24 protein-coding genes are annotated in these 22,635 nt (G+C 72.4%); 11 read left to right on the forward strand and 13 right to left on the reverse strand.

The annotated features are described in order from the left end of the window. Window positions 1–95: 95 nt before the first annotated feature. A complete protein-coding gene (locus ACZ4VI_RS25495) occupies window positions 96–1,220 on the reverse strand; it encodes an aminoglycoside phosphotransferase family protein (RefSeq protein ID WP_468002743.1) in 1,125 nt (374 codons plus the stop codon). A gap of 233 nt (window positions 1,221–1,453) precedes the next feature. Between ACZ4VI_RS25495 and ACZ4VI_RS25500 the strand changes: the two genes are divergently transcribed. After that, a complete protein-coding gene (locus tag ACZ4VI_RS25500) occupies window positions 1,454–2,947 on the forward strand; it encodes a DNA-binding protein NsdB (protein WP_468002745.1) in 1,494 nt (497 codons plus the stop codon). Window positions 2,948–3,048: 101 nt separating this feature from the next. Here the strand turns inward: ACZ4VI_RS25500 and ACZ4VI_RS25505 are convergent, their stop codons facing one another. Continuing rightward, window positions 3,049–4,518: a PP2C family protein-serine/threonine phosphatase gene (locus tag ACZ4VI_RS25505; RefSeq protein WP_468002746.1), complete on the reverse strand. Its 1,470-nt coding sequence runs from the start codon at window positions 4,516–4,518 to the stop codon at window positions 3,049–3,051. A 198-nt stretch (window positions 4,519–4,716) separates the two neighbouring features. On the opposite strand from ACZ4VI_RS25505, the gene ACZ4VI_RS25510 reads away from it, so the two are divergent. Continuing rightward, entirely contained in the window at window positions 4,717–6,087 is a 1,371-nt protein-coding gene (locus ACZ4VI_RS25510; RefSeq protein WP_468002748.1) for a hypothetical protein, read from the forward strand. Between the two features lie 35 nt (window positions 6,088–6,122). On the opposite strand, the gene ACZ4VI_RS25515 is transcribed toward ACZ4VI_RS25510, so the two are convergent. Continuing rightward, window positions 6,123–6,773: an NADPH-dependent F420 reductase gene (locus tag ACZ4VI_RS25515; RefSeq protein ID WP_468002750.1), complete on the reverse strand. Its 651-nt coding sequence runs from the start codon at window positions 6,771–6,773 to the stop codon at window positions 6,123–6,125. Between the two features lie 224 nt (window positions 6,774–6,997). Here ACZ4VI_RS25515 and ACZ4VI_RS25520 point away from each other — a divergent pair, with 224 nt between their 5' ends. Next, window positions 6,998–7,498: a GNAT family N-acetyltransferase gene (locus ACZ4VI_RS25520; RefSeq protein ID WP_468002752.1), complete on the forward strand. Its 501-nt coding sequence runs from the start codon at window positions 6,998–7,000 to the stop codon at window positions 7,496–7,498. Window positions 7,499–7,516: 18 nt separating this feature from the next. Here ACZ4VI_RS25520 and ACZ4VI_RS25525 read toward each other — a convergent pair whose 3' ends face one another. From ACZ4VI_RS25525 to ACZ4VI_RS25545, 5 genes are all read right to left on the reverse strand, one after another. Beyond that, window positions 7,517–8,095 (reverse strand): YdeI/OmpD-associated family protein, encoded by a 579-nt coding sequence (locus tag ACZ4VI_RS25525; protein WP_468002753.1) that lies wholly within the window; start codon window positions 8,093–8,095, stop codon window positions 7,517–7,519. Window positions 8,096–8,223: 128 nt separating this feature from the next. Then, the gene (locus ACZ4VI_RS25530; RefSeq protein WP_468002755.1) at window positions 8,224–9,516 is read right to left on the reverse strand and encodes an ATP-binding protein; all 1,293 of its coding nucleotides are present in this window, start codon (window positions 9,514–9,516) and stop codon (window positions 8,224–8,226) included. A 190-nt stretch (window positions 9,517–9,706) separates the two neighbouring features. Beyond that, a complete protein-coding gene (locus ACZ4VI_RS25535) occupies window positions 9,707–10,063 on the reverse strand; it encodes a DUF805 domain-containing protein (protein WP_468002757.1) in 357 nt (118 codons plus the stop codon). Window positions 10,064–10,279: 216 nt separating this feature from the next. Continuing rightward, on the reverse strand, window positions 10,280–10,666 hold the full coding sequence (locus tag ACZ4VI_RS25540; RefSeq protein WP_468002759.1) for an SPW repeat protein: 387 nt from the start codon (window positions 10,664–10,666) through the stop codon (window positions 10,280–10,282). Window positions 10,667–10,950: 284 nt separating this feature from the next. Further along, on the reverse strand, window positions 10,951–11,334 hold the full coding sequence (locus tag ACZ4VI_RS25545) for a VOC family protein (RefSeq protein WP_468002760.1): 384 nt from the start codon (window positions 11,332–11,334) through the stop codon (window positions 10,951–10,953). A 339-nt stretch (window positions 11,335–11,673) separates the two neighbouring features. Between ACZ4VI_RS25545 and ACZ4VI_RS25550 the strand changes: the two genes are divergently transcribed. The 3 genes from ACZ4VI_RS25550 to ACZ4VI_RS25560 all read left to right on the forward strand — a co-directional run bounded on the left by ACZ4VI_RS25550 (window position 11,674) and on the right by ACZ4VI_RS25560 (window position 13,034). Next, the gene (locus tag ACZ4VI_RS25550; protein WP_468002762.1) at window positions 11,674–12,045 is read left to right on the forward strand and encodes a cupin domain-containing protein; all 372 of its coding nucleotides are present in this window, start codon (window positions 11,674–11,676) and stop codon (window positions 12,043–12,045) included. Between the two features lie 72 nt (window positions 12,046–12,117). After that, window positions 12,118–12,648 carry a GNAT family N-acetyltransferase gene (locus ACZ4VI_RS25555; protein WP_468002764.1) on the forward strand — a complete coding sequence of 177 codons (531 nt, stop codon included), beginning with the start codon at window positions 12,118–12,120 and terminating at the stop codon, window positions 12,646–12,648. Further along, window positions 12,645–13,034, forward strand: a complete 390-nt coding sequence (locus ACZ4VI_RS25560) for a nuclear transport factor 2 family protein (RefSeq protein WP_468002766.1) — start codon at window positions 12,645–12,647, stop codon at window positions 13,032–13,034. Before ACZ4VI_RS25555 ends, ACZ4VI_RS25560 begins: the two co-directional genes overlap by 4 nt. Before the next feature lie 833 nt (window positions 13,035–13,867). On the opposite strand, the gene ACZ4VI_RS25565 is transcribed toward ACZ4VI_RS25560, so the two are convergent. Beyond that, complete coding sequence (locus ACZ4VI_RS25565) at window positions 13,868–14,236, reverse strand: hypothetical protein (protein ID WP_468002768.1); 369 nt, start codon at window positions 14,234–14,236, stop codon at window positions 13,868–13,870. Between the two features lie 142 nt (window positions 14,237–14,378). On the opposite strand from ACZ4VI_RS25565, the gene ACZ4VI_RS25570 reads away from it, so the two are divergent. Continuing rightward, window positions 14,379–15,824, forward strand: a complete 1,446-nt coding sequence (locus tag ACZ4VI_RS25570; RefSeq protein ID WP_468002770.1) for a carboxylesterase/lipase family protein — start codon at window positions 14,379–14,381, stop codon at window positions 15,822–15,824. A gap of 28 nt (window positions 15,825–15,852) precedes the next feature. Here ACZ4VI_RS25570 and ACZ4VI_RS25575 read toward each other — a convergent pair whose 3' ends face one another. From ACZ4VI_RS25575 to ACZ4VI_RS25585, 3 genes are all read right to left on the reverse strand, one after another. Further along, complete coding sequence (locus ACZ4VI_RS25575) at window positions 15,853–16,413, reverse strand: DJ-1/PfpI/YhbO family deglycase/protease (RefSeq protein ID WP_468002772.1); 561 nt, start codon at window positions 16,411–16,413, stop codon at window positions 15,853–15,855. A 63-nt stretch (window positions 16,414–16,476) separates the two neighbouring features. Beyond that, window positions 16,477–17,241 carry a metallophosphoesterase gene (locus ACZ4VI_RS25580; RefSeq protein ID WP_468002773.1) on the reverse strand — a complete coding sequence of 255 codons (765 nt, stop codon included), beginning with the start codon at window positions 17,239–17,241 and terminating at the stop codon, window positions 16,477–16,479. A 183-nt stretch (window positions 17,242–17,424) separates the two neighbouring features. Next, a complete protein-coding gene (locus ACZ4VI_RS25585) occupies window positions 17,425–17,865 on the reverse strand; it encodes an OsmC family protein (protein ID WP_468002775.1) in 441 nt (146 codons plus the stop codon). A 115-nt stretch (window positions 17,866–17,980) separates the two neighbouring features. Between ACZ4VI_RS25585 and ACZ4VI_RS25590 the strand changes: the two genes are divergently transcribed. From ACZ4VI_RS25590 to ACZ4VI_RS25600, 3 genes are all read left to right on the forward strand, one after another. Beyond that, a complete protein-coding gene (locus tag ACZ4VI_RS25590; protein ID WP_468002777.1) occupies window positions 17,981–18,271 on the forward strand; it encodes a hypothetical protein in 291 nt (96 codons plus the stop codon). Window positions 18,272–18,446: 175 nt separating this feature from the next. Then, window positions 18,447–18,980: a DUF6232 family protein gene (locus ACZ4VI_RS25595; RefSeq protein ID WP_468002779.1), complete on the forward strand. Its 534-nt coding sequence runs from the start codon at window positions 18,447–18,449 to the stop codon at window positions 18,978–18,980. After that, window positions 18,977–19,324, forward strand: a complete 348-nt coding sequence (locus tag ACZ4VI_RS25600) for a hypothetical protein (protein ID WP_468002781.1) — start codon at window positions 18,977–18,979, stop codon at window positions 19,322–19,324. Before ACZ4VI_RS25595 ends, ACZ4VI_RS25600 begins: the two co-directional genes overlap by 4 nt. Before the next feature lie 70 nt (window positions 19,325–19,394). Here ACZ4VI_RS25600 and ACZ4VI_RS25605 read toward each other — a convergent pair whose 3' ends face one another. Further along, window positions 19,395–20,321 carry an NADPH-dependent F420 reductase gene (locus ACZ4VI_RS25605; RefSeq protein ID WP_468002783.1) on the reverse strand — a complete coding sequence of 309 codons (927 nt, stop codon included), beginning with the start codon at window positions 20,319–20,321 and terminating at the stop codon, window positions 19,395–19,397. Between ACZ4VI_RS25605 and ACZ4VI_RS25610 the strand changes: the two genes are divergently transcribed. Further along, a complete protein-coding gene (locus tag ACZ4VI_RS25610) occupies window positions 20,257–22,620 on the forward strand; it encodes a molybdopterin cofactor-binding domain-containing protein (RefSeq protein ID WP_468002786.1) in 2,364 nt (787 codons plus the stop codon). The two genes, ACZ4VI_RS25605 and ACZ4VI_RS25610, sit on opposite strands and share 65 nt — an antisense overlap. Window positions 22,621–22,635 lie beyond the last annotated feature (15 nt).

Here is a 22,635-nt window from a genome sequence, read left to right on the forward strand (position 1 = left end):
ATGGCCGGGTCTGCGGCCAATGGCAGAGCGCCGCGCGCCCGGTGTGTCGGCACCGGGCACACGGCGTGTCACCCCCGTGGACGGTCGGCGCGCACTCAGCGCGTGCCGACCGCGGCGCGCACGGCCCGCCGTGCCATGGCGCAGTCGTCGTGCAGCCGCCGCAGCAGCCGCCGCTGTTCCTCACCGGGCGAGACCGCACCCGAGGGGACCGGAACCGAACCGGCGGGCGGAGCCTCCTTGATGGTGCGCTGCACCGCTGTCTCGTACGTACGGATCTCCCGCGTCAGCACGATCATCAGGTTCACCAGGAAGGCGTCCCGAGACGCCGGCCCCGCCTGCTGCGCGAGCTGACTGATCTGACGACGTGCCAGCGGTGCGTCACCGAGCACCGACCACATCGTCGCCAGGTCGTAGCCGGGCAGGTACCAGCCCGCGTGCTCCCAGTCGACCAGGACCGGACCGGTGGGGGAGAGGAGGATGTTGGAGAGCAGGGCGTCGCCGTGACAGAACTGCCCCATGCCCTGACGGCCACCGGCGTGCGCCAGACCGTGCAGCAGCTTCTGCAGGTCGTCCCTGTCCCGGTCGGTGAAGAGACCCAGCTCGTGGTAGCGGGCGATCCGCGACGCGTAGTCCAGCGGGGCGTCGAAGGTACCGGCCGGCGGACGCCAGGCGTTCAGCCGGGCGATCGCGCCGAGCGCCGCGCGCAGATCCGCGCGGGGCGGAGCCTCCACGGGGTGGCGCGTCAGCGCCGCCGCCCGGCCCGGCATGCGCTCGATCACCAGCGTGCAGTTCTCCGGGTCCGCCGCGATCAGCCGGGGCGCGCGTACCGGCGGACGGTGCCGGACGAAGGAGCGATAGGCAGCTATTTCGTGCTGGAACCGCTCGACCCACGCGGGGGAGTGATCCAGTAAACACTTGGCGACCGCCGTGGCCCGCCCGGTCGTGCCGACGATCAGTACGGAACGGCCGCTGCGCCGCAGCACCTGCACGGGGTTGAACTCCGGGCAGATCCGGTGGACGGACGCGATCGCCATCCGCACCTGGGCCCCCTGGGGGCCGGACAGGTCGATTCTTCCGCTGAGCGGCTGAGCGGCACTGCCCGCCCATCGCCTCGCCCGGCCCGCCGGAGCGACGGGTGCGAGGTACGGTCCGCTGCCGGCCGGTACGGAACGGTGCTGGGGCCGGGGCGGGGCGGACACGGAGGACGATGCTGTGTACATGGGGAGACAGATCCCTTCGTGTGCCGACGAGTTACGTGCGTCGCCCCGCCCGACCTCCGGGCCGCACCCTGGGGAATGTGGGCCGGCTGCCGGGGCGGGGTGGCGCGTTCCTACCTGACACCCGGGCGCGGGTGGCGGAACATCGGGCGCACCCTGGCGAAGCCTGGCGAATAGTCGCCAGCCCTATGACAGGGGGTTACTGTCAACTCAGCCGAGAACCTGGGGGCTTAGACGTGACCGGACAGACCAACACCCGCCTGGCAGACCTCTTCGGCCTCGCCGGCTGGTCCAAGGGAGAGCTCGCGAGGCTCGTCAACCGGCAGGCGGCGGCCATGGGCCATCCGCAACTGTCCACCGACACCTCACGGGTGAGGCGATGGATCGACATGGGGGAGACCCCGCGCGACCCCGTACCCCGGGTGCTGGCTGCACTGTTCACCGAGCGACTCGGCCGTGTCGTGACCATCGAGGACCTCGGGTTCGTACGACACGGGCGCGCCGGGAAACGGCAGAACGTCAGGAACACCGACAACCCTGACGGGCTGCCCTGGGCGCCCGAGCGTACGGCAGCGGTCCTCACCGAATTCACGGGAATGGACCTCATGCTCAACCGACGCGGCCTGGTGGGCGCGGGCGCCGTGCTCGCCGCCGGCTCCGCACTCAGCAGCGCCATGCACGACTGGCTCCACACCGACCCCGCACGCGCCGCCACCCTGCCACGCGCCACCGATCCCCTCCACGCCGACCCCGCTGGGTTCGACCGCTACGAGGCCGCCCCCATCGGGTCGGAGGAGATCGAGGCGTTGGAGCGCTCGGTGGAGGTGTTCCGCGCCTGGGACGCCTCCCGTGGCGGCGGACTCCAGCGCAAGGCGGTCGTGGGCCAGTTGAACGAGGTGGGCGGCATGCTCGCCTACCACCACCCCGACCACCTCCAGCGGCGCCTGTGGGGCGTCGCCGCCAACCTGGCCGTCCTGGCGGGCTGGATGTCCCACGACGTGGGCCTGGAACCCACCGCCCAGAAGTACTTCGTCATCGCCGCCCACGCGGCCCGCGAGGGTGGCGACAGGCCGCGCGCCGGCGAAGCCCTGTCCCGCGCCGCCCGCCAGATGGTCCACCTGGGCCGGCCCGACGACGCCCTCGACCTGATGAAGCTCGCCAAGTCGGGCTCCGGCGAGGAGGTCCTGCCCCGCACCCAGGCGATGCTGCACACCATCGAGGCCTGGGCACAGGCCTCCATGGGCAAGGGCCAGGCCATGCGCCGTACGCTCGGCGAGGCCGAGGACCTGTTCGTCTCCGACCGGTCGGACGTGCCGCCGCCGAGCTGGATGCAGAACTTCGACGACGCCGACATGCACGGCATGCAGGCCCTCGCGTACCGCACCCTCGCCGAACACGACCCCGCCGCCGCCGTCCCCGCGCAGCGCCACGCCAAGCTGGCCCTCGAACTGCGCCGCAGCGGCCACAACCGCTCGAAGCTCTTCGACTACATCTCCCTCGCCTCGGCCTGCTTCATCGCCGACGACCCGGAGCAGGCGGACCGTTACGCCCGGCTCGCGCTGGTCTCCATGGGCGAGACGTCCTCGCACCGCACCTGGGACCGACTGCGTGAGATGTACCGGCTGACCGGGCAGTACGCCGGCTACGCCAAGATCGAGGACCTGCGCGAGGAGCTCGCGCTCGCGCTGCCCAAGCCCGCGGCGAAGCGGCCCAGGACCGGCAGGATCTGAGGGCGGGTCCGGGCCTGTAGGTACTGGAAAGGGCACACCGGCGCGTGCCGGTATGCCCTTCGGATGCCGCTGAGTCCTTCGTGTCGCCTGTCGTCTATCGCCTAGTGGCCGACGCGGACCACCATCACGCAGGCGTCGTCCTCGCGCGGCGCCTCACCGAACTCCTCCACCACCGTCCGTACGCAGTCCTGCGCGTCCCGCGCCCCGGCCAGCCGCGGCGCCAGAGCGAGCAGCCGCTGCGTACCCGTATCGTCCAGGCCGCTGCGGCGGGTCAGCCCGTCCGTGTGCAGCATCAGCAGATCGCCGGGGAGCAGCCGGATCCGGGCCTCCCCGTACGCGGCCCCGGTCGTCGCTCCCAGGAGCACACCGTCCGGCCGTTTCAGGGCGCGCCCCGTCCCGTCGCGGAAGAGCAGCGGGGCGGGGTGTCCCGCCTGCGCCCAGGTGACGGTCTGGCTGACCGGCTCGTAGCGGCAGCACATCGCGCTGCCGAGCGCCGGCTGCACCGAGGTCTCGAGCAGCTGGTTGAGATGGCCCATCAGGGCCCCGGGGCGAATTCCGGCCACGGCCATCCCGCGCAGCGCGCCCAGGAGCATCGCCATGGAGGACGTCGCGGAGACCCCGTGTCCGGTGAGGTCGCCGACGGTCAGGAGCGCGTCGCCGTCGGGGAGCGCCAGCGCGTCGTACCAGTCGCCGCCGATCAGCCCGGTCGAGGCGGCGGGCAGATAGTGCCCCGCCACGTCGAGCGGGGCGCCGGGGCCGCCGTGCGCGAAGCTCAACGAGCCGCGCCACGGAGGCAGCACGGCCTCCTGGAGCTCGACGGCGACCCGGCGCTCGGTGCGCTCGATGTGGCGGCGGCGCTGGAGGCTGTCCCGGGATTCGCGGACCGCGCGCTCGCTGCGGCGCAGCTCGCTGACATCGCGCAGGACGGCCCACATGGAGGCCGTGCAGCCGTCGGAGTCGAGGACCGGCTCGCCCATCATGTGGAGCGTGCGGACGCGGCCGTCGGTGCGGACGATCCGGAACTCGCCGTCGATCGGCTTCCCGTCGATCAGACAGTCCGTCACCATCGCCTGGAGCACGGGCTGATCCTCGGCGAAGACCATCGACGGCAGCTCGTCCAGCGACATCGGGCCGCTCTCGGGACTCCGGCCGAAGATCTGGTACAGCTCCTCGGACCAGCTGACCTCGTCGGTGAGCAGATTCCACTCGGCGCTGCCGACGCGGCTGAGAAGGGATCCGGTGCGGGGGGCCGGTACGCCGTAGGCGGCACCCGGGTCGGACGCCGCTTCGACCTCGATCTCGAGGAGGTCGGCAGCGGGGGTGACCGGGAGTTCGTCCGGGACGCCAGCCTTGAGCTGGCCCAAATGCGCGCCGAGATCGTCGAGTTGATGCACGGCGAGGTCGCAGAGGGCGCGCTGCCAGCGGTTCTTCGGATCGTCCTCGTCCATGACGGCGTCCCGGCGCACGGCGTCCACGTCAACGCGCAGACGACGGGTCCGCGAGATCAGCGCGTCCACGGTGCCGGGCTCCGGCGGCTGGGCTGGACGGTCCGCGTAGAGAGGGGACGGCATGTCGTACTCCGATACAGGCGCGACGCGGGCGAGCGGTGGAACGAGGCCCGGATACGACTGTTGCACAGGCGGAGACAGCCCGTAAGGGATTTGGCAACACTCGATACGGTGGTGCTTCTGACATATGCCAAAGGCCCGCCGATTATCGGCCATCAGGGTGGTAACGGGAGGGGGCGGTGGGAACGTTACGGTGCTGGTGTGGTGAACGACAGCGTGGACACGGTGGGGACGGCGGTGCTGCTGGCGGCGGCGCCCGCGGGACGGGGCCGGGCGGTGGACGCGGCGTCCGTGCTGCCCGCGCTCGCGGCGGTGCCCCCCGGCGCGCTGACCGGCACGCCGGTGGCGACGGTCGTCGAAATGGCCGACCCCCTCGACCCGCAGGCCGTCCTGACGCGGCTGCGGGCGGCGGCGGCCACGCCGGGTCCGCTGGCGGTGTACCTCGTGGGCCAGCTCCAGGCGGACCGTCGTCAGCACCTGCCGCACCTGGCACTGGCGCGCAGCACGGCGACGACACTGCGGTACACGGGGCTGCCGTGGCACTGGCTCGCGGCCGAACTCGCGGTGCGGCGGGCGGGTTCGACGACGGTGGTGGCGGACCTGGTGGCCGAAACGGAGCTCTGGTCGCGCCTTGGCTCCACCCCGGGCCTCCTCTCGCTGGGCCCGGGCGTGCGACTGTACGGGCGTGTCGCCCCCGCCGCGCGACGTGGCGCCCCGACGAACCCGGACTACCTCCGCCACTTCGCCACGGTGTGGCGCACGGGGGCCCGCCCACCACTCACCGACCTGCACGCCGACGCGGCGTTCCGGATGGGCCCGGGCCCGGCGCTGTACCTGACCCCGGAGACGACGGCGCCGGGGCTGCAGGGCCCACCGGGCGTGGGGCCGGTGGCGCCGGTCGGCGTGGCAACCTACGCGGCTGCACCGGCTGCACCGGGTTCCGGATCGGCGTCCGTCGTGCCCGGCTCGGCCGGAGCTGCTGCGCGGCCGTTCGCTCCAGCTCCAGCTCCAGCAACGCCCGCGCCTGTGGCGGTTCCCGTGCCCCAGCCGGGACACGGTCACGGGCATGGCTTCGCCGCCGTTCCGGGCGGAGCCGGCGCTCCCGGGCATCCGGACGCCCCGGGCGCGGCGCCCGTGCCCGCGCCGCCCCCTACGGGCGGTCACGCCCCCGACCCGCACCCCGCCATCCTGGCCGCCGCGCAGGCCGGCCGGCACGGGGAGGCCGTGGCGGTCGCCGTGGCCTGGGAGCAGGAGGCGCTGCGGCGGTACGGGCCGCGGTCACCGGAGGCCGTGCACTGGATGGAGGTGCGCGCCGACCTCGCCCGGCTGGCCGGAGAGCCCGCCCGCAGCTGCGAGTTGTGGATCAGCGTGGCCCAGGCCCGGCTCGGTCTGCGCCAGGGGCCCCAGGACCCCGACGTCGAAGGCGCCGTGGACCGTGCCCATCACCAGTGGGAGCGGATCGCCGACCAGGCCCGCGCCCGCGAGCTCGGCACCGCCCTCGTCGCGCTGCGCCGCCGCGTCCCGGGCCGCAAGGCCGGCGCCCTCGCCGCGCTCCAGGCCAGGATGGGTTGATCATCGGACGGAGTTCAAGGGCCGGTCCCCACCCGTCAGGCCGCCGCGGGCGGCACCACCCGGATGCCGAAGCCGAACGACTTGGTCGCCAGGGCGATGCCGAGGAAGAGCAGGGCGAAGTGCTCCTGCCCGCGCGCGGTCTCGATGCCCCCGAGGTCGAGCAACGAGCCCTGGGGCCAGCCCAGATCGGCCAGCAGCCCGCTGACCGTCCGCTTGGCGTCGGCGTCGTCACCGGAGAGGAAGATCGTGCTCGGTCCCTCCAGCGACTCCGGAGCGACCATCACCCCCCGGTCGATGGTGCAGAGCGTCTTGACGACGGGTGTCCGCGGGAACGCCCGCTGGATCTCCTCCCCGAGGCTCACCACGGGGTGCGAGAGCGTCTCGTCCTCCAGGAAGCCGACGGCGACGTCCAGCAGGACCTTCCCCGCCAGAGCCGGCGCACCGATCGACTCGAGGTGCGCCACCGACGCTGTCCCCGGCGTCGCGTTCACGACGACCTCCGCGTGTGCGGCGGCCGCGGCCGGATCGACGACCCGCACCCCCGCGTCCAGCAGCTCCTTGAGTTCCGTGAGGAGTTCCGTGTCCTCGGGCCGCCGCGACCCGAGGACGATGTCATGGCCCGCGCGGGCCCAGCCCGCCGCGAGCGCCCGTCCGACATTTCCCGTACCGAGAATTCCGATTCGCATGGCCACGACGCTAGGCGCGCCCCGCCGGGTGCCGCATCGGACCATGGTCGGGGAGGTCCCGCGCGAGGGTGTAGGCCCGCTGGCCTAGGGCGACCGGACCAACGCCCCGGTCAGAAGGGCGCGTTCGCGTCGTGGCGGCGATTGCGCGGCCCCCCGGGAGACCGTTACGGCCGCCGGCCCCGCCCCGAGCGCCAGAACAGGGGCGGGCTGACATGATCGTACGTATGCGCGCCTCATCCTCCGCCGCGTCGGCCGGCGCCCTCACCACCGAGCGGCTGCTGCTGCGCCCCGTGCGGGCCGCCGACGTGCCGGCCGTCACCCGGCTGTGGACCGACCCGGAGGTGCGGCGCCACCTGGGTGGGCCGGTCACCGATCAGGTGGTACGGATCCGGCAGCGGAGGGTCGTCGGGGCGCCCGGCGTGCACGCTGTGGTGCGGGCGGCCGACGGGGCGCTGCTCGGGCTCGTGACGGTGGAGCCCGGGGCGCGGGACGGGGAGACGGAGGTCTCGTACCAGTTCCTGCCCGAGCACTGGGGGCACGGCTACGCGCGCGAGGCCGTCGCCGCCGTCCTGGACGCCACGCTCCGCCGCACACCCAGCGTGGTCGCGCTCACCCAGGAGGCGAACCGCCGGTCCCGGCGCCTCCTCGAATCCGTCGGCATGACCCACGTCGCCTCCATCGTCGAGTACGACGCCCACCAGGTCCTCTACCGGCGCCGCCGCTGACGCCGACCGCAGGCCCTGTCACCGGACCTTCTCGCCCGCCGCCAGCTTCGCCACCGTGCGCGCCAGCCGCTCCGCCCGGCCCTTCGGCGTACGGGCCTGCCACAGCCGCATGATCACCAGATACTGATCGGTCTTCCCGAGCCCCTCGTAGAAGACCCGCGCCCGCTCGTCGGCCGCGAGCGCCGCCGCGAGGTCGTCCGGTACGGTCGCCTCCGCCTGCGACGGGTACGCGGCCTCCCACCGGCCGTCCGCCTGCGCGGCCCGCACCTCGGCGAGCCCCGCCTCGCGCATCCGCCCCGCCGCCGTGAGCGCCTCGACCTTGCGGACGTTCACCTGCGACCAGAGGCTGCGCGACCGCCGCGGCGTGTACTTCTGGAAGTAGTACGCCCCGTCCCCGCCCTTGCGCTGCCCGTCGATCCAGCCGAAGCAGAGCATGCAGTCGAGGATCTCGGGAATCGTCAGCGACGCGCCGCCCTTGCCCTTCTTCGCGATCTTCAGCCAGACCCCGGGCGTGTCGGCGTGGTGCGTTTCCAGCCATGCCTCCAGCTCCGCGGTCTCGGTGACCGTCATGAGCTCCAGCCCCTCGTACCGCTCCATCGAAGGTCCCCCTGCCGTCGGCCGATGTCGTGGCTGCCCGAACGTCGTCCGGAGCATCCACGACCACGATAGGCATCACCACTGACAGAGCGTCCCGACCACCGCGCGGGCGCGGCGGAGGCGCCCCGTCAGAACCGGGCGTGCGTCGTGATGTCCGACTCGAACTGCGTGATCATCTCCGGCGTCACGGTCGGCCTGCACTGGCCGATCGCCTCCAGATAGTCGGCCGTGGTCGCGCCCGGCAGCCGCTCGTCGGGCGCCGTCCGGCCGCCGACGGCGACCAGATCGCGCTCGAAGGAGTTCTGGGCGGCGATCCGCGCGGCGTGCTCGATGTCGGCGGGCGTGAACAGGTCGCTCGCCGCCACCAGTTCGTCGATGTCCACGTCGGGCCGGCCTTCGGTGTAGCGCGCCCAGATCGCTGCGCGCGCCGCCTTGTCCGGCGTACCGATCGGGATCAGGTAGTCGAAGCGTCCCGGGCGCAGGAACGCCGGGTCGAGGGAGCGGATCGAGTTCGTCGCGCAGACGAGCAGTCGCTCGTCCCGCTCGCGGAAACCCGGGATGAGCTTGAGGAGTTCGTTGGTGACCCCGTGCATCCCGCCGGGCTGCGCGGGCTCCTGGCGGACCGGGGCGATCTCCTCGACCTCGTCGATGAAGACGAGGACCCGCTCCAGCTCCGCGATCCGGGCGAACGCGGAGCGCAGCGCCGCCGCCAGGTTGCCCTCGTCGGCGAGCCGGGACGGCAGGATCTCCACGAACGGCCAGCCGAGCCGGGACGCGATGCCGCGTGCGAACGTCGTCTTGCCGGTGCCCGGGGGACCGAACAGGCCCACCGCGCGCGGTGGCCGCACACCGTGCCGGGCCGCGCGCTCCGGCTCGGCGAGCGGAAGGACGACCCGCCGTTCGATCAGGTCCTTCTCGCGCTCCATGCCGGCGACCTTGGCCCACAGATCGCCCGGCAGCAGCCGTCCGCCGAGGTCGTCGAGGAGATTGGCGGCGGGGCCGTGCAGCGGCTCGACCTTCTCGAAGTAGGCGACGGCGGGCTGACGGGTGTACCCGGCGTTGAGCAGCCCCTCGCCGAGCAGGTCCTCCTCGGGCAGGACGTACGCGATCCGCCCGACCCGCGCCGCGACCAGACGCCGCTCCAACTCGACCAGGAGCGCGCTCGCGAGCCCCCGGCCACGCCAGGCCGAGGAGATCGCGATCCGCATCACCCAGGCCCGTTCGCCCGAGACACAGGCGAGCGCGGCCCCGATGGGGACGCCCTGGTGGACGGCGACGACGGCCGGCTGGCGGGAGGTCAGGGCGCTGATGCACTCGGCCAGTGAGAACACGGACTCCTGTCCGAGCTCGGCCGTGGTGTCGATCAGGTGGACCACTGCGGCGAGATCGCTCTCGCGGTAGTCGTGGATGAGCCAGTTCACCGGTACCGCCCCTCGTACGTTCGTTCTTCGCGCCGTTGCGGCGAGGCTAGGGGCGGGGGAGGAGGCGGGTCGTGCGCCATCGTGCACAAGGCGGGACCGTCGAATGCTACGAACCGTCACTGGGCGTACGGCGTCCGACATGCGCGAAGCCCCCGGAAGGAACCTTCCGGGGGCTTCGTCGGCGTGGAGCTCAGTACGCGGGCGCGAGCTTAGGATTCGGGCCGTACGCGTTGTCGGTCTGGCTGCCCTCGGTGGCGAGGAACACGATCAGGATGATGCCGCCGACGAGCGGAACCAGGTCGATCAGGATCCACCAGCCGGAGCGGCCCGTGTCGTGCAGACGGCGGACGGTCACACCGAGGCTCGGCAGGAACACGGCGAGCGCGTAGACGGCGATGAGCAGCGGGTACGTGCTGATGGCGAAGTCGATGACCACCAGGACGACGGACGCGATGATGTTGAACAGCACGAACATCCAGTATTCCTGGCGGCGCGCACGGCCGGTGAATACCGCGTACTTCTTGAGAACGTCGAGGTACCAGTTCACTTAGTCCCCCCAAGGACTGGGAAATGCGAGCGGGAGCCTGTCCCTGTGGAGCAAGCTTACGCAGAACTTATGTGGCCGAAACGCCGAGGGTCAATTCGTTACCTGGCGCGGGACGTTGGGGGCTGGTGTGTCTGGATTTGCGTACGCGGCACGACGGCAACGGCGCCGTATCCCGGCCCGGGGATACGACGCCGTTTCTGGGAGAGGATCAGAGCTTTATCCCGTTCTCCTCGACTTGCTCATGAGGAGTCCGCCTGCCGTGAGGGCGAAGAGGCAGACGCATGCGCCGGTGATGACGTTGCTGACGATCGCTCCGGTGTCTGCGCTCGTGGCGACAACCCACGGGGAGATGATCAGCCACACGCCACCCGCCAGGGCGACGAAGTTCAGATCCTGCGTCCGTTCCGGGGCCATCGACATACAGACTCCGAGAGCGGCGAGACCGATGCCGACGATCAGGTTGCTGAGGGTGAGGTCCGGGTGGACGGCCGCGAAGTGAACCGTGTAGGCGGAGATGGCGGCCCAGACGCCGGCCAGGATGACCAGTTCCTCGACCGCGGCGACGCCACGGGTCTGGAGGATTTGGGAGTAACGTTCCCGCATTTCCGTCGCGTCGGGGTGTCCCCGGATATCACCAGGACGGTGAGAGACGTCAGACATACGACTCGCCTCCTTCTGGCGTCTTGCACGTCTGTCGCGTTGCGGCGTGATGCCGCGGTTTCATTGTGCGCTTATCTGGCCTTTATGTGTAGGTCTGTCCGGTAAGGGATCCGCACAGAAATGGGGCGGGTGGGTTGAACAGAACCACCAAAGAAGTGATCACTGAATGAACATTCTCTGAAAAGTCACGCGATCCGCTGTATCCATATGCGCGCCGCCGCCCCTGGTCAGCCGCGACTGTACGGGCGGGTGATGATCTCCATATTGTGGCCGTCGGGGTCGTCGAAGTAGGCGCCGCGGCCGCCGAACAGATGGTTGACCTGTCCCGGCTCGGTGTGGTGCGGGTCCGCGTAGTACGTGACCCGCATGCGCTCCAGCCGCGCGATCATCGTGTCGAACTCCTCGTCGGGGACGAGGAACGCGTAGTGCTGAGGGGTGAACGGCTCGTCGGCCGACTCGTAGAAGTCGAGGGTGACGCCGTTGCCGGTCTCCACCGGCAGGAACGGGCCGAACGGCGCGCCGACCTCCAGGCCGAGCACCTCGGCGAGGAACTCCGCGGAGCTCCGCTTGTCGCGGGCGTAGACGATGGTGTGATTGAGTTCGATGGCCACGTGGGGTCCTCTCGAAGGCTGCGTGGGTGTCTTCCTGCTTCCTCTTTCGAGCGCGTACGGCGCGAATTCGCGTGCGCACGCGCGGAAGACGACCAAGGCGGGCCTCGCGGCCGCCCGACGGCGGTCACGCCAGGGCCGGGTGTCTCACTCGCTCACGGCCCACGGCCCACGGCTCGCGGCCCCTGACCGACCCGGCAGTCATGAGGCCACGCTAACCGCTGGTCATCGGGGCGGGCAACGCGATGGTGCCGGGGCCCGGGCGGCCCCTCCGGCGCAACCTGCGTAACCTGGAGGAGGACTCGGGGGTTCGATCGTCCCACCGCCTGGAGGCGGACGACCATGACCGGAATTGTGTCCCGGAGCTTCGACTCCGCAGATGAGACCCGCCCCTTCGAGGACGGCAAGGGCAGGCTGGACGTCATCAACGCGGACCGCGGCGCGGTCGGCCGCGCTGTGTTCGAGCCGGGCTGGCAGTGGTCCAAGCACATCAAGCCCATCGCCGGGACGGAGAGCTGTGAGGCCGCCCATGTCGGGTACGTCGTCAGCGGCCGGATGAAGGTCGTCATGAACGACGGGGAGTCGGCCGAGTTCGGCCCCGGCGACTTCATGTCCGTCAGTCCGGGGCACGACGCCTGGGTCCTCGGCGACGAACCCTGCGTGATCGTGGACTGGCAGGGTTTCGGCGACTACGCCGTACCCACGGAGCGCTGACGGCGGCGGGGGCATCACCGGGCGCCGAAAGGCCCGGATCACCAGGGGCGTTGGCCTGTTATCGTCGCGCGCATGCCCGAACTGATCGCCCCCACAGCCCGACTTCATCGCTCCTGGCTCGACGCGCACGCCGAGTGGAGCCCCGGCGCCCACCAGTCCGGTGCGGGGATGAGGCTGGCGGAGGAGGAGGCCCTCGCGATTCCCGAGGTCTTCGCCGCTTGGGTCGGGCGTCTGCGGGAACAGGCCGACCGGACAAGGCCGTTGGCGGAGGGCCGGGTGCACGCCACGCACTGGTGGATCGTCGAGGACGGGGTGTACGTCGGCGCGATCGATCTGCGCCATGAGCTCAACGACATCCTGCTGCGCGCCGGCGGGCACATCGGCTACAGCATCCGGCCCTCCGCCCGCCGCCGCGGCCTCGCCACCTGGGCGCTGGGCGCGGTCCTCCCCGAGGCCCGCGCCCTCGGCCTGGACCGGGTCCTGGTGACCTGCGACGAGGACAACGTCGCCTCCGCCCGCACGATCGAGCGCAACGGCGGGATCCTGGAGGACACGCGCGACACGGAAATCGGCCGCAAGCGCCGCTACTGGATCGCGCTGTGAACGGGAAGACGGATCAGGGTGACGTCGCCCAGGCGATCGCGGCGGAACTCCGCCTGATGGAGCCCTCGGTGCGCTCCTCCCGTACGCTCTCCCGTCAACTCCTCGACCCCGAGTTCGTGGAGGTCGGGGCGTCGGGGCGCCGCTGGACGTACGAGGAGATGCTCGCCGCGCTGCCCGCGCTGTCGGGCGGCTCGGAGGACGGCCCGCGCTACGAACCCTCGGCGATGACCGGCACGGTCCTGGCCCCGGGGCTTGTCCACCTGACGTACGAGACCCACATCGACGGCCGCCACGCCCGACGCAGCTCCCTCTGGCGGCACCACACCGACGGCACCTGGCGCCTGTACTACCACCAGGCGACCCCCGTCCCGGAGCAGCGCCGGTAACCCTGGCCTGCGGTAGGGCAGTCGCTGCTACGCCCCCCGGGCCACGGCGCTCCGCGCAGGGGCGGCGCCGCCGAAGCCGGTCAGCGAGCCGAGCCGAGCCGAGTCAGCCGGCCGCCGCCGCGCCCCCACCCGGCCGCCGCGCTCCGCGCCCGCGCCGCCGTGCTCCGCGCCCGCGCCGGCCAAGGCCGCGCACGCTGGGGCCGGTCCGCTGGGGCCGGCCCGCCGAGGCGGGGCAGGCGGTCGACCGCCGCGCCCCACCCGGCCGCCGTGCTCCGCGTCCGCGCCGCCGGGGCCGGTCCGCCGAGGTCAACCGCGGCTGACCGGCCTGTGGTGGGGGCTGTCGCTGTCACGCCGCAGGGGCCGCCTGACGGCCGCGCCCCCGAAGCCTGCCAGCCGGAGGCGAGTCAGGCGGTCGCCGCCACGGCCCCCACCGGCCGCGGTGCTCCGCGCCCGCCGGGGCCGTGCCCCCGGCCCGGTCCGCCGAGGCCCTTCAGCCGCGGCTGACCGGCCGCCGCCGCCTCCACCGGCCGCCGTGCTCCCCGCCGCCAAGCCGGTCAGCCGGAGCGGGTGGGCCGCCGCCGGACATCCGAAGCCGGTCAGTCGTACGCGTCCGTCACGCAGTCCCGGCGCACGCGCCGCGTTCGTACTCGTGGCGCAGGGCGGCCGCCGGGGACCCGCGCCGCCGGGGCCAATCAGCCGCAGCTGACCCGCCTGTGGTGGGGCTGTCGCCGGCGCGCCCCAGCGGCCGCCGTGCTCCGTGCCGGCCGAGGCCGTGCCCGCCGGGGCCGCGCCGCCGGGGCCGGTCCGTCGGGGACCCGCGACGCCGGAGCCCGTCAGCCGTACGCGTCCGTCACGCAGTCCCGGGCGCACGCGCCGCGTTCGTACTCGTGGCGTAGGGCGGCCGCCGCCAGGTGGGGGGCCACGTTCGGCAGGGCGAAGTGTTCGTCGGCCAGGCGCAGAACGTCCTCGACCGTGACGATCGCCGGTTCTCCCGCGCCGGCCGCGTACCGCGCGGACGCGATCGCCAGGCCCGCGGCACGCCGCAGCACCCGCCACTCGTCCCGCCGGCCGGCGGCCCACGCCCGCGCGGGCGCCAGTGGCCGCACCGCGCGCCCCTTGCGGGCAGCGCCCACCGCCATGAGACCCGCCCCGGCGGCCACGACCACGAGCCCCACCACCGTCTCCGCGTGCAGCCCCGCCACCCGCACTCCTCCCCGTCGGGAGAACCCGTACCCCACTCGACCCGACTCCAGGCACGCCCCTTCACTGACACGCGTAAGTGACACGTGTCACCTTTCGGTTCCAGGCGTTGACGCGGCTGATCTTCGGTCGGACGCTGCTCCTATGACCGTCACCACCGTCACCACCACCCGCGGCCCCGTCCGCGGCGAGCGCCGGTCCGACGGGAGCCTGCGCTTCCTCGGCATCCCCTACGCGCAGCCGCCCGTCGGCGACCTCCGTTTCGCGGCGCCCGTACCACCGGAGCCGTGGAACGAGCCCCTGGACGCCACCGCGTACGGGCCGACCGCCCAGCGCCGTCCCTTCGCCGAGGTGACCACGATCCCCGAGCCCTCCGTCCCGGGCGCCGGGGTCCTCAACCTCAACGTCTTCACACCCGCCACCGACCCCGAGGCCGGCCTCCCGGTCCTCGTCTGGATCCACGGCGGCGGTTACGTGGCGGGGTCGGCGGCCAGCCCGTGGTACGACGGATCTGCCTTCAATCGGGACGGTGTCGTCCTGGTCTCCCTCGGTTACCGGCTCGGCATCGAGGGCTTCCTGCATCTCGACGACGCCCCCGACAACCGGGGCGTCCGCGACTGGATCGCCGCCCTCGAGTGGGTCCGCGACAACATCGCCCGCTTCGGCGGCGACCCGGCCAAGGTCACCGTCGCCGGTCAGTCGGCGGGCGGCGGCGCCGTGCAGACCCTCCTCGCCGTCCCGGCCGCCCGAGGACTGTTCCGCGGCGCGCTCTCCGTCTCCGGCGCCGTCATGCGCCCCGACGGCCCCGAGGTCGCCCGCACCGCCTCCCGGCTGTTCACGGCCCGTACCGGCGTCCCCGCCACCGCCGCCGCTCTCCGAGACCTGGCCGACGACGAACTCCTCGACCTCCAGGAACGACTGGGCGCGGCGGGCCCGGACCGCGAGGGCCTGCCGCCGCTGCTCACCCTGGGCCCCTTCGCCGACGGCGAACTGATCCCCGAGCCGGTCCTCGACGCGCTGACGACCGGCGACGCGGGCGCCGACATCCCGCTCATGCTGGGCTTCACCGCCCACGAGTTCAACGCCGCCCCCGCCCCGGGCCCCGACGCCCCGCCCATGCCGTTCCTCCTCGGCGCGCTGGGCCTTGCCGAGGACCGGATGGACGCCTTCACCACGGCGTACGCGCCGGCCGGCCCGGACGCCCTGTTCGGCCAGGCCCTGACCGACGTCACCTTCCGCGCACCGAACCTGGCGGTCGCCGACGCCCGCGCCGCGCGTGAACGACCCACCTGGCTCTACGAGTTCGTGTGGGAGTCACCCGTCAACAAACTGGCCTTCCACTGCCTGGACCTGCCGTACGGCTTCGACCTCCTGGACGCCGAAGCCGTCACCGCGTCGACCGGAGAGACCCCGCCCCGCGCCCTGGCCGACGCGATGCACCGGGCCTGGGTCGCCTTCGTACGAGACCAGGACCCGGGCGAGTCCTGGCCGCGCTACACGGCCGGCGAGCGCGCCACGATGATCTGGGACGCCGAGCCGCGCGTGGAGCGGGACCCGCTGCGCCAGGTCCGTGAGATCTGGCTCGACTGAGCGGCCCGCGGCGGGTCCCCGGCCGCTCTCACGCCGGGCCCCCACCCAGCGCCTCGGCGATCGCGTCCGCGAACGGCAATACGTCGGCCGGTCTGCGCGAGGTGATCAGGAGGAATCCGCCGGAGCCGTCGACCACGACGGCGCGGTCCAGCCACGTCCCACCCGCGTTCACGAGATCGGTCCTGATGGACGGGTAGGAGGTGACCTCCTTGCCCGCGACCAGCCCGCTCTCGACGAGCAGCCACGGCCCGTGGCAGATCGCGGCCACGATCTTCCCGGCCTTCGCGAACGCCATCAGCAGCCGCTGGGCCGTCGGATCCGTGCGCAGGCGGTCGACGTTGACGGTCCCGCCCGGTACGACCACCGCGTCGTACCGGTCCGCCGACACCTCGCCGTACGTCGTGTCGGGCCGCACGACGTCACCTGGCCGGCGGTCCGACACGACCGTCACGACGGGTTCCGCCTTCCGCGCGGCCAGGGTGACCCGGGCGCCGGCCTCCCGCAGCGCCGCGACCGGTTTCTTCAGCTCGTCCTGTTCCGTGCCGTAGTTCGTCGTGAGGACGAGGACACGCTTTCCGTCGAGCGACACGACCCTCTCCTCCCACCTGGTGGCGTGACCGCCACACCTGGCGACTCACCGAGCGGCGCGATCCTAAACGGGGATGCTGCGGAAGTGCGTGGTGATCCGGCCCTCCTCGTCCAGGACGTGGAAGGCGAGCGACGGCGCCATCTCGTCCCGGTACACGTGGTCGTTCGGGTGGTCGTACGGCTCCCAGGGCAGCTTCGAGGTCGAGATCACGCCGGGGGCCACAAGGAGCGGGCGCCCTGCGAAGGTGGTGGCCGCCGCGGTGTGCGCGTGCCCGCAGAGGAACGCGACGATGCCGGGTCGGCGCCCGGCCAGCTCGGCGAGCCGGTGCTCCCCGAACTGACGGATGCCGTCGACGAACGGCATCCCCAGCATGGTCGGCGGGTGGTGGAAGCCGACCAGGACGGGCACGTCCTCGGGCGTCTCGTCCAGCACACCCTCCAGCCAGGCGAGGGTCTCGTCCTCCAGATACCCCTCGTCCTTGCCCGGCACCGACGAGTCGGCGAGGGCCAGCGTGAACCCGTCGCCGCGCAGCACCTGGTTCACGGGAGCGCCGGGACGGGGCGTCGTCATGCCCAGGAGCACCTCGCGGAAGACGTCACGCCGGTCGTGGTTGCCCGGGCAGACCAGCAGCGGATGCCGGGTCCGCAGCAACTCCCGTACCCGCGTGTACTCCGACTCCAGACCGTGGTCGGCGATGTCCCCGGTCACCACGACCGCGTCGAGGTCGACGTCGAGCGACTCGAGGTACGCCATCACGGCCATGGTCCGCTCGGCGCTGCGCGGAGAACTGTCGACGTGGATGTCACTCACATGCGCGATCACGATCACTGCGGTGAACTCCTCTCCGGCGCGCTGCCGCGCGCCCGCGGGCCGGCCGCTCCGTCCCGCCCCGGTGAACGTACTGTGCGCGTCCGGGGCGACGCACGGGCCACTGCCGCACGGGTGGCCCGGACGCCTTCATCGAACTGCCGTGCGCGGCAGGCCCGTTCCCGCCAAGTGGGATCCCGCCGGTCAGCCCGCTCGAAAGCCGATCGTCCCGTCGGGCAGGACGGCCTCCACCGTCGCGCCGTGCTCGACCGTACGGCTCACCGTGCAGAACTTCTCGTGCGTGAGCCGCACTCCGCGTGCGAAGACCTCGGCGGCCTTCGGGTTGCTGTCGGGGAGCTCGAACTCGTAGCTGACCCTGATCCGGCCCACCCGGCCGTCGTCCTCCGGCCCGGAGACCGACTCCACGACGATCCGCAGATCCTCGTGGTCCACGGCGCGCGCCGTCCGGTCCACGACCATGCCGCCGCAGCCGCCCATGGCCGCGAGCAGCAGCTCCACCGGGGTGAACGAGGGCTGCGCGTCCGCGTCGTCCGCCGCTCCCATGCGCACCTCCGCACCCCGGTCGTTGCGGGCGGTCCACTGCCGGTAGCCGGTGCGGAGGGTCTCGATGCGGTAGTCGGCCATGGGGTCGTGGGCTCCTCGGTGTGCGTCCGGCCGTTCCGGCCTGAGTATGTGCGGACGGTCAGGGTGAGTATGTCGTCCCATACCCGGGCCGGGTCCGCGCTGGTCGAATACGGTCATGACCTCGGACACCCCGCGCACCAGCCGCATACAGCACGTCACGACGACGGCCACCGCCACCGGCTCGGCGCTTGCCGTGGTGCTGCTCCCGCTCGCCGTCGGCATGCTGCTCGCGAGGAGCGTGGGCGCGGACCCGATGACTCCGGTGAACGCCCTGATCACCAGCGGCGGCCAGCGTGCCCGTCTGACCCACTGTCAGCTCCGCGCCGTACGGCCCCGGCCGTCAGATGAGGGCCGGGGCGCGGTGCTCGGCCGGAAGCTCGCCCTGCCCGCCCTGCGAGGCCGGTGAAGCTTGAGCCAACTCACGGCCAACTCTCCGTATGCGGACCCGCAGGGCCCGCCGCCGGCCGCGTACGCCGACTGACCCCGGTCCGCCGACCGAACGCCAATTCCCCTTGCTGACCGGCGAGTTTACGAGCATCCTGTGCGCTACGCACGGCCGCGGCGGGGCAAGGGGGAGTCGTATGGCCAGACGCAAGGTGATCAAGGTCGAGGTCAGCAAGCGGGTGCTCTGGATCGGGGGAGAGGCGTATCCCCTGCAGAACATCGCCCGGGCGACGACGATCCGGATCAAGCCCCCGCGCGCGCGGGCGGTGGGGAACTTCGTGAAGTACCTGCTGATCACGGGCCTCCTGGTGGCCGCCGCGATCGCCGCCGTCCAGGCCGGCGAGGTGTCGGGCACCGACCGGGAGCGGATCACGCAGGTGGTGACCGTCGCCGCGGCGGTACTCGTGGCGATCTTCCTCCTCCAGTTGATCGCCGTACTGGTCACGAAGACGTACTACGCGCTCGTCATCGAGACCTCGGGAAACCCGCGCGCGCTGCTGGCCAGCGTGGACCGGCAGGAGGTGCACCAGCTCGTGCGCGACATCATGCGGGCCATCGAGGACCCCGCATTTCCGGGCTTCGTCCGGCAGATGGTCACCTACAACATCGCCAGCATGCGTGACTTCTACAACGCGTCCGGTGCGGGCAGCGTGGGGAGGACGGGACAGTGACCGGCAACGGTGAATTCCACATCGGCAGCATGCGTGACTTCTACAACGCGTCCGGGGACGGGGCCGTCGGCCGGATCGAGAACAACCATCAGGGCGCGCAGGACCCGCAGGCCGTCTTCGAGGCCCTGATCCGCGCGATCGAGGTCCTGCGGGGCCAGGTGTCCGTCGAGGACCGCGCGGTCCTCGACGATTCCCTGGAGACCATCCGCCAGGGTGACGGCGCGCCGCCCGGAGCCTTCCGCCGGGCGCTCGGCGCCGTCACCGGGGTCGCCGCGCTCGTCGGCGAGGTCGGCGTCCCGGTGGCCGAGGCGGTCCGCCGGCTGCTGGCGCTGCTGGCGGGCTAGCGATCCGGTTCCCGTCCCGCTCAAGGCCGTCGGCATCGACCTCGGTCCGGCGGTCCGAGTGCCGCAGCCGTCAGCCCCGGAACGCCGCGGGCCGCTCGGGGGACGCCTCGGCGAGGGCCTGCAGGACCGCCTCGGCTCCGGCCCGCAGGCCGTAGACCGGGGTGTCGGGCTGCTGGCGCCAGGAGTCGTCGATGCCGCCCGCGTCGACCGTGTCGAAGCCCAGCTGGTCGATGAGGGCGCGGACCGTCTTCTTCGCGACCTCGTCGTCGCCCGCGACCGGCAGCGCCATGCGCTCCGGGTCGCCGGCCGGGAGGGGCCGGTCCAGGATGTCCTCGGCATAGGTGCCGTTGAAGGCCTTGATCACCGGGTGGCCGAGGTGCCGCTCGGTCCAGCGGCTCTCGGTCAGGCCGTCGTCCTCGATGGCGGCGATCCGGCCGTCGCGCTGCTGTGGATAGTAGTTGTTGGTGTCGATGACGGCGAAGCCCTCCGCGGCCCCGTCGAAGAGACCCGAGGGCAGGTCGGGTACCGCCTTCAGCGGTACGGTCACGACCACGATCTCGGCGCCGCGCGCCGCCTCGCCTACGGTGACGGGCGTCGCGCCCGTCTCCTCGGCGAGAGCCGTAAGGGTCTGGGGACCACGGGAGTTCGCGACGGACACGTCGTGGCCGAGAGCCGTCAGCCGACGGGTGAGGTTGCCGCCGATGTTGCCTGCGCCGATGATGCCGATCTTCATGGAACGTCCTTCCGAGCGGGTGGGCCAGGTGCCACGCCTGCCCAGAACCGAAGGCCAGGGCGCTCCTATTCCCCCGTTCCGCTCTCCGTGTCGTGAGGGCCTCGCGCGCTCCGCGTGAATCCTGTGCCGTTCCGCGAACCGAGGAGTGCCAAGTGCGCGATGATCCAACCGACTTCGTGGTTCGTCGAGAGGGCAGCCGATGACAGCGCGCGACGATGCGCAGCAGTACCCGCAGGAGGAGTCCGTCCCGAGCGGCGGCGGCATGGACCGGCGCCGGTTCCTCGGCTATGTCCTCGCGGCGCCGACCCTCACCGTCGCCGCGCAGCTCGGCGAGGCGGTCCTGGCACCCGCCCCCGCCGCCGCGGCCACGCCCGCCCTGATCCCCTCACTGCCCGGGCCGGCGGAGATCTACGACCTCAACGACATGCTCACGCACGCCACCCTGCCCACCGCGAACCTGATCACCATCCGGATCGAATCCGACGGCACCGCCTCCTTCGCCCTGCCCCGGGCCGAGGTCGGCCAGGGCATCACCACCTCCAGCGCGATGCTGATCGCCGAGGAGCTCGACCTGCCGCTGGAGAAGGTGCGCGTCACCCTCGCCGACGCCCGCCCGGAGCTGCTGTTCAACCAGCTCACCGGCGGATCCAACACCACCATCTCCACCTTCACGCCCATCCGTATCGCCGCCGCCGTCGCGCGGGGCCGGCTGCTCAAGGCCGCCGCGCTGGAGCTGGGGGAGCTGGTGGGCTCACTCACCGCGAAGGCCGGCGCGATCGTCTCCTCGACGACCGGCCGGAGCCTCGGCTACGGCGAACTCGCCGCGAAGGCCGCCGCGGTCACCGACACCGCGGTCGGCGTGGCCCTCAAGCAGCCCTCCGAGTTCACGGTCATCGGCACCGCTCAACGGCGGATCGACGCCCTGGAGGCCGTGACGGGACGCAAGACGTTCGCCATGGACGTCCAGGTGCCCGGCGCGCTGCCGACCATGGTCTGCCGGCCGCCCACGATCAACGGCACCGTCCGCTCCGTCGACAACGCGGACGAGGTCCGGGCCATGCCCGGCATCACCGACGTCGTACGGATCTCCACCGGCGTCGCCGTTCGCGGCCGTACCTTCGGCCAGTGCATCGACGCCGTCCGCGCCCTGAAGGTCACCTGGGGACCGGGCACCACCGAGGGCGAGTCCGACGCCACCGTCCTGCGGAAGCTGCGCGCCGCCGAACTCCCCCTCGCCGTCCCGCCGTTGCCCCTGCTGACCAAGGCCGTCGACGCCCGCTTCACCTTCCACTTCTCCAGCAACAGCGCCCTGGAGACGAACTGCGCGATCGCGGACGTGCGGGCGGACTCGGCCGAGATCTGGGCGGGCGTGAAGTCGCCGATCGTCGCCCAGGAGCAGATCGCCCTCGAACTCGGCCTCCCGCCCACCGCCGTGAAGGTCCATGTCACCGAGGGCGGGGGCTCGTTCGGCCGCAAGCTCTTCCACGACGCCGCCCGCGAGGCCGCCGAGATCTCCCGGGTCATGGGCAAGCCGGTGAAGCTGATGTGGCACCGGACCGACGACTTCCGCCAGGGCCGTACGCATCCCATGTCGACGTCCCGGGTCCGGGCCACGTACACGCTCGGCGAGGTGCTGACGTACGAGCAGCGCCACACCTCCGTTGCCACCGACTTCGGCCACGGCCTCGGCGAGATCATCACCTCGTCGGCCGCCCAACTGCCCATCGGGGACCTCACCTTCTCCGAGACGATCTTCGCGCTCACGCAGCAGAGCCCGTACCACTTCGGCGTCACCACCCAGCTGCTCAGCGAGACCGACAAGGGCTTCAACACCGGCTCGATGCGCGGCATCTACTCGCCCAACGTCCGCTGCGCGCAGGAACTCGTCGTCGACGAACTGGCGAAGCGCATGGGCCAGGACGCCTACGCCTTCCGCCGCCGGCACCTCAAGGACGAGCGCGCCCGCGCCGTCCTGGACAAGGTCGCCGAGGCCGGCGACTGGGGGCGGTCCCTGCCCGCCGGCATGGCCCAGGGGATCGCCCTCCACCCCGAGTACCACGCCGTCGTCGCCGTCCTCGCCGAGATCGACTGCCGGCCCGAGACGACCGGCAGGAAGATCCGCGACGCGTACACCGGCCCCCGCGTCACCAAGGTCGTCTGCGCCGTCGACGTCGGCCTCGCCGTCAACCCGCGCGGCCTGGAGGCCCAGATGATGGGCGGCATCGTGGACGGCATCGCCCTCGCCCTCACCTCCGGACTGCACCTCCAGGGCGGCCACTTCCAGGAGGGGAGCTGGGACAACTACTTCTACACCCGGCAGTGGAACACCCCGCCCGAGCTGAAGATCGTCGTCATGCCCCCGACCTCGGACCGGCCCGGCGGCGCGGGCGAGCTGGCCGTCGCGGGCGCGATGGCCGCCGTCGCCTGCGCGTACGGCAGGGCCACCGGCACCATGCCGACGGCCTTCCCCGTCAACCACACCGAGCCGCTCGGATTCGAGCCGCTGCCCACCACCCCGCCGATCCCCGCCTCGCCGGTCGACGGCCTCGACCGCGCCTTCTAGGACCCAGGAGCCACC

The organism is Streptomyces sp. NPDC029169, from assembly GCF_055563935.1.